The organism is Streptomyces cahuitamycinicus, from assembly GCF_002891435.1.
GTDB lineage: Bacteria > Actinomycetota > Actinomycetes > Streptomycetales > Streptomycetaceae > Streptomyces > Streptomyces cahuitamycinicus.
Genome location: NZ_POUC01000780.1, coordinates 1 through 1,858, shown reverse-complemented (window position 1 = coordinate 1,858; position 1,858 = coordinate 1). Strand labels below are relative to the sequence as shown.

At 71.5% G+C, this 1,858-nt stretch carries 2 protein-coding genes and 1 pseudogene; 1 reads left to right on the top strand and 2 read right to left on the bottom strand.

Going from position 1 to position 1,858, the window contains the following annotated elements; translation table 11 throughout:
* A pseudogene (locus C1J00_RS42745) lies at positions 1-649 on the top strand (tetratricopeptide repeat protein); the annotation flags it as partial.
* Positions 650-663: 14 nt separating this feature from the next.
* Here the strand turns inward: C1J00_RS42745 and C1J00_RS42740 are convergent.
* Both C1J00_RS42740 and C1J00_RS48665 read right to left on the bottom strand, forming a co-directional pair.
* Complete coding sequence (locus tag C1J00_RS42740; protein ID WP_102914158.1) at positions 664-1,614, bottom strand: M28 family metallopeptidase; 951 nt, start codon at positions 1,612-1,614, stop codon at positions 664-666.
* A 152-nt stretch (positions 1,615-1,766) separates the two neighbouring features.
* A partial coding sequence (locus C1J00_RS48665) for a VOC family protein (protein WP_500691507.1) occupies positions 1,767-1,858 on the bottom strand: 92 nt, incomplete at its 5' end.

Sequence of the window (1,858 nt, the reverse complement as noted above, 5' to 3'; positions counted from 1 at the left end):
GCCCCCGCCCATGGACGCGAGGCCGCTCCCGGTTCCCGAAGCCCAGCCGGCTCCGCGACCCGCGCCGGTCCCCGAAGACGCCCTGATCGCCACCGACCCCGACCCCAAGCCCACGCCCCCACGCGGCTTCGACGCCGTCGCGGAGGCCGTGCTCGGGGACGAACCTCTCACCGCGCCGGGTGATTCCAGCGCCCCCGCGCTCCTCGCGGAGCCGATCACGCGGATCAACGAGGCGGTGAGGGAGGGCAGGATCGAAGCGGCGTCCGGGCTGGCGGAGCAGACTCTCGTGCAGGCCTCGGCGACGCTCGGGCCGGAGCACCCCGAGGTGCTCCGGCTGGGCGAACTCACCGCGTACATCGCCTACTTGGCGGGCGATCCGCTCCGCGCCTTCCGGCTGTCGCTCGACCTGGCCGGTGCCCGCCGCCGGTCCGGCGACGCGGAGGCCGCCTACGGCAACGTGGAGAGCGCGGTCACTGCCTGGCGCGCGGTGCGCGACCCCGCGCTGGGGCTGGAGCTGGGACGCGGCCTGATCGGCCTGTGGACGGAGCTCGCCGCCGAGGACGGTCCGGCCGCCGAGGAGGTCGAGCAACTGGAGTCGGCCCGCGCCCGCATGGGCCGCCTCACCGAACGCGCCGCCCGTAACCAGTAGGCGCCGCCCCGGGGTTACTCCGACAGCTCCCACACCGCGTGCGCGAGGGCGTCGCTGTTGCGGTTCAGGGCGGTGTCGTTGATGTTGGCGGTGGTGTCGCAGGAGGAGTGGTAGCAGCGGTCGAAGGCCCGCCCTGCCGTACCGCCCCACTTGGCCGCCTGCGCCGCCGTCATCGTCCGGCTCGCCCCGGTGAACAGACCGCCCACCGGCACGCCCGCACTCTTGAAGGGCGCGTGGTCGGAACGGCCGTCGCCCTCGGTCTCGATCTCGGTCGGGACGCCGATGCCCCCGAAGTAGTCCTTGAAGGTCTTCTCGATCGCCGGGTCGTCGTCGTAGACGAAATAGCCGGGGTTCGGGGAGCCGATCATGTCGAAGTTCAGATAGGCGCTGATCCTCGAACGGTCGCCGGTGGCCAGTCGGTTGACGTAGTAGCGGGAGCCGACGAGGCCGAGCTCCTCGGCGCCCCACCACGCGAAGCGCAGGTGCTTCGTCGGCTTGTACTGCGCACGGGACACGGCGAGGGCGGTCTCCAGGACCGCGGCCGAGCCGGAGGCGTTGTCGTTGATGCCGGCCCCGGAGGAGACGCTGTCGAGGTGCGAGCCGGCCATCACGACCTGGCTCGCGTCGCCGCCCGGCCAGTCGGCGATCAGGTTGTAGCCGGTGCGGCCGGAGGCGGTGAACTGCTGGATCGTGGTGGTGTATCCGGCCGCGTCCAGCCTGGCCTTCACGTAGTCGAGGGAGGCCTTGTAACCGGCCCGGCCGTGGGCCCGGTTGCCGCCGTTCGCGGTGGCTATGGACTGCAGCTGGGACAGGTGGGCCTTGACGTTCGCCACGGGTATGTCCGGCGCGGCCGCCGCTCTGGAGGGAGCGGAGGACGCGGCGTCGGCCACGGCGCCGCCGACCAGGAGCATGGCTGTTGCCATGCCGCCCGCGGCGACGGAGCGCGCGGAAACGGAGAGCTTCATGTGGGGGCTCCGGATTCCGTGGGGAAGCCCGTGGGATGTCCACGGGCCGCCCACAGTGAATGGGGTGCCTGGATGGTGAAGCTGGTACTGACTCTCCGTCAAGATGCGTAACCGGCCAGGGAGTTACGGAGTACAGGCCTCCGGAGCGCCTGTCATTGGACGCAGAACTCGTTCCCCTCCGGGTCCGCCATCACGACCCACTCCCCGCCCTGTCTCTTATACCCATCTGACGCTGCCGACGAAC

What these genes read in the sequence shown, in the direction of transcription:
- C1J00_RS42740 (WP_102914158.1), bottom strand. Translation starts at nt 1,614, where the DNA reads ATGAAGCTCTCCGTTTCCGCGCGCTCCGTCGCCGCGGGCGGCATGGCA.